Genomic DNA, 3,638 nt, shown 5'->3' with positions numbered 1-3,638 from the left:
CGCCCGGGCCCTGGCCGCTTTCGTCCTGCGCGGCGTCCAGTGTGGAGCGGTGGGTTCCGAAGAAGTGCTGGCGCTTGCCGGCGTCGAACTCCCCCGGCTGACTGCACTGGCGCATCCGCGGCTCGCACACACCACCTCCAAGTAAGGATCCAATGATGGGCAAGTACTACTATCCCCAGGGCGGCCTGCCGCCGCAGACCCACCTCACCACCGAACGCGCAATCGTCACGGAGGCCTACACGGTCATCCCCAAGGGCGTGCTGACCGACATCGTAACCAGCAACCTGCCGGGCTTCTCGAACACGCGTTCCTGGATCATTGCCCGCCCGATCTCCGGATTCGCCACCACGTTTTCCCAGCTGATCGTTGAGATCGGCCCGGGTGGCGGCGGTCCCAAGGCAGAGTTCGAGGCCGGCGTCGAAGGCGTCGTCTTCGTCACCAAGGGCAAGGTCAACCTGACCCTCGACGGCGAACTGCACCAGCTCGAGGAGGGCGGCTACGCCTACCTCGCTGCCGGTTCCAACTGGGGCCTTGAGAACGTCTCGGACGACATCGTCTCCTTCCACTGGATCCGCAAGGCCTACGAGCGCCTGGAGGGCTATGAAGCCAAGTCCTTCGTCACGAGCGACGACGAAGTTGAGGCCGGGGAAATGCCGGACGTCAACGGCGTCTGGGCAACCACACGCTTCGCGGACCCCAACGACCTAGCCCACGACATGCACGTGAACATCGTGACGTTCCAGCCCGGCGGGGTCATCCCGTTCCCGGAAACCCACGTCATGGAACACGGCCTGTACGTCCTGGAGGGCAAGGGCATGTACCTGCTCAACAATGACTGGGTCGAAGTGGAGGCGGGAGACTTCATGTGGCTGCGCGCCTTCTGCCCGCAGGCCTGCTACGCCGGCGGCCCGGGTCCGTTCCGCTACCTGCTTTACAAGGACGTCAACCGTCAGGTCAAGCTGACCTAAGGCACTCCTTTCCCAACTGACTCGCAGTTAATGTCGTTATGAGCGCTCATAACGACACCTACTGCGAGTTAGTTGGGGTTGGGGGCGCGCCCGCGTTTTCGGCGTTGACCCCCTCGCTTCCGAAGAGGACGATCGAAACTACGGGGGCAAGAGCGCCTGGCCCGTTGCCCCGCAGCGTAGCTTCAGGAGGCAGCCATGGAGGCGGCGCGGGCCTCTCAGACTTCCCGCGTATCCCGGACTTCGCGGCGAGCGCGGATGGCCGTCGTCCTGGCTCTGATCCTGGCGTCCGGTTCATGCACCTACCCTCTGACGGCTGAACCCCCGGCGAGTACCTCGTCGTCCGATTCCCAAGGGGCAGTACCCGAATCCCCCGTTGCGGATTTCTTCGCGCATGAAATGCTCAACCGGGGTGCGCCGGCCGTCGTCGTCCAGATCAAAGTCCGGGGCCGGGAATGGTCCCAGGCCTACGGCACCCAAGACGTCGAGACCGGCGAACCGGTGGCCGTGACCGACCGGATCCAGGCCGGCGGCATCACCCAGTCCATGGTGGCGGTCTCGGTGCTCAAGCTGGTCCAGGAGGGAAAGCTGGGCCTCGAGGACCCTGTCACTCAGTACTTCCCGGAATTCGGGCAGCTCGTCCATCCGCCGGGCCCCGTCACAGTCCGCTCCCTGTTGAACCACAGCTCCGGCCTGCCCGACGCGCCTGTTGCCATCCTGAAGGCCATGCCGACCAAGCGGGCCATCGACACGAGGTTCAGCATCGAGGACTACCTCCGCATGGCCGGGACCGTGCCGTGGACGCACGCGAACTTCCAGCTGTTCCGCTTCTCGGATGCGAACTACTTCGCCCTGGCCGCGATAGTGCAGAAGCTCCGCGGCCGGCCGATCGGCGATGTCCTGAAGTCAGATATCTTCGTGCCGCTGGGAATGAGCCACACCTCGCTGGCATCTGAACCTGACCGGGATGCGCGCGACATGATCCAGAGCTATGAATTCATCGACGGCGAGCGCGTCAACGCCTCGCAGCCGGAGTATCTCGTCGGTTCCCCCGCAGAGGGCGTCATCTCCACGGTGGGCGATATCAACACGTTCTACGCAGCGCTCATGCAGGGCAGGCTACTCACGGCGATCATCCTCCGCGACATGCAAACCCTATGGCAGGAGAACCACGGGCTCGGGCTGCAGCGTTGGAATGACGAATGCACGAACGGCTTTTACTACGGCTACGGCGGCAGCACCTGGTTTGCGAGCATCGCGCTGTCCACGAGCGACGGGAGCCGCCAGATAGCCATGAGCTTCGCCTATCCATCCGACACGGACAAACACATTGAATCGACGGATGGCAGCGGCCAAGCGGAGTTCGAGCAGCTCCGGCAGGTGGCCATCGCCACGATGAACGGGCTGTGCTGAGTCACGACGCATCCTGCTAGGGTCTGTGCATGGATGAAAAATTGGGGAAATTCATCGAGGACTTCGGAACACTGACAAGGCTCTCCCAGCTTGGCTTTGACCATGGCGACGACGGCGAACAACTTCTACAGGCACTGACCGGGCACCTCGCGGTTCCCGCCCATGAACTGTCCGTCGTGACGGAGGAGATCCCGCAGCACCGTCTGGTGGATGTGGACATCGTGATGGAAGGGCTGGCCGGCCGCGACCCCGACCGGCGGCTGGTAGGAATCGGCGGCGGCGATCAGCGCCACCACATGTCTTTCAGCGACATGTTGCAGCAATCCCGCAGCTACCCGAGGTTTCCCCTCAGCCAGCCGGACTACAGCAACCTGGCCACCGGTCCGGACCAACAGCGCCAGGCCGTTGCGCTGGGGCTCTGGCTCTTCAGCTACGCCGGATCACCCATAGCGGTCCTCCAACGTGGTGCCAAGATCGAGCGTGGCCGGCAGACTGCGTCGCTCGAAGTCCTGGCCACCCACCCTGCCGTCGCGTCGAGGTTCCTGGCCGAGGTGCGGCGCGAAATGGAGCACAAGAGCGTTTTCAAAGGCCAAGTCATCTCGCTCTCCGCCAGCGACTACGGGCCGGGCATCAGCGGAGTGACCTTCATCCGGCGGCCGCAGCTCGCCAACAGTGACGTGGTCCTTCCGGACGGGCTCCTCAGCAAGGTGGAGAGCCACACCCTTGGCATCGCACGGCAAGCGGACATCCTTGCGGCACACGGTCAGCATCTCAAACGCGGCCTCCTACTCTATGGACCGCCCGGGACGGGCAAGACGCACACGGTCCGGTACCTGCTGAGCCAAAGCGAAGGTGCGACGGCGGTGCTCCTCTCGGGCGGCTCACTCGCCAGAATTTCCGAGGCGGCCAAGATCGCGCGGGCTTGGCGCCGTCCATCGTGGTGTTGGAGGATTGCGATCTGATCGCCGAGGACCGCAGCTTCGGCCACGGGCCCAAACCGTTGCTCTTCGAGGTACTCGACGCCATGGACGGGCTGGACAACGACGCCGACGTCGCGTTCGTTCTGACCACCAACCGGGTGGAACTTTTGGAACGGGCCCTCGTCCAGCGGCCAGGACGCGTGGACCTGGCAGTGGAAATCCCGCTTCCGTCCAAGCACGAGCGGGTGGAACTTCTGCGGCTGTATTCCAACGGAATCGCGTTCTCCGCCTCGGCGATCGAAGCCGCGGCCGGCCGGACCGCCGGCACCACGGCGTCGTT

4 protein-coding genes are annotated in these 3,638 nt (G+C 64.3%); all 4 read left to right on the top strand.

The genetic code is table 11. The annotated features are described in order from the left end of the window. The first annotated feature begins 155 nt into the window (after nt 1–155). Entirely contained in the window at nt 156–968 is an 813-nt protein-coding gene (locus tag AHiyo1_RS17985) for a bifunctional allantoicase/(S)-ureidoglycine aminohydrolase (RefSeq protein WP_059389458.1), read from the top strand. A 255-nt stretch (nt 969–1,223) separates the two neighbouring features. Next, nucleotides 1,224–2,378, top strand: a complete 1,155-nt coding sequence (locus AHiyo1_RS17980; protein WP_059389457.1) for a serine hydrolase domain-containing protein — start codon at nt 1,224–1,226, stop codon at nt 2,376–2,378. A gap of 29 nt (nt 2,379–2,407) precedes the next feature. Continuing rightward, complete coding sequence (locus AHiyo1_RS28015) at nt 2,408–3,340, top strand: AAA family ATPase (RefSeq protein WP_340639343.1); 933 nt, start codon at nt 2,408–2,410, stop codon at nt 3,338–3,340. Beyond that, a partial coding sequence (locus tag AHiyo1_RS28010) for an AAA family ATPase (protein ID WP_340639342.1) occupies nt 3,316–3,638 on the top strand: 323 nt, incomplete at its 3' end. The genes AHiyo1_RS28015 and AHiyo1_RS28010, both read left to right, overlap by 25 nt.

This window comes from Arthrobacter sp. Hiyo1 (assembly GCF_001263615.2).
Lineage (GTDB): Bacteria > Actinomycetota > Actinomycetes > Actinomycetales > Micrococcaceae > Arthrobacter.
This window is presented reverse-complemented; position numbering and strand designations above follow the sequence as displayed.

Excerpts from the sequence above, each read along its gene's own strand:
- AHiyo1_RS17985 (WP_059389458.1), top strand. The coding sequence starts at position 156 with ATGGGCAAGTACTACTATCCCCAGGGCGGCCTGCCGCCGCAGACCCAC.
- AHiyo1_RS28015 (WP_340639343.1), top strand. The coding sequence starts at position 2,408 with ATGGATGAAAAATTGGGGAAATTCATCGAGGACTTCGGAACACTGACA.
- AHiyo1_RS17980 (WP_059389457.1), top strand. The coding sequence starts at position 1,224 with ATGGCCGTCGTCCTGGCTCTGATCCTGGCGTCCGGTTCATGCACCTAC.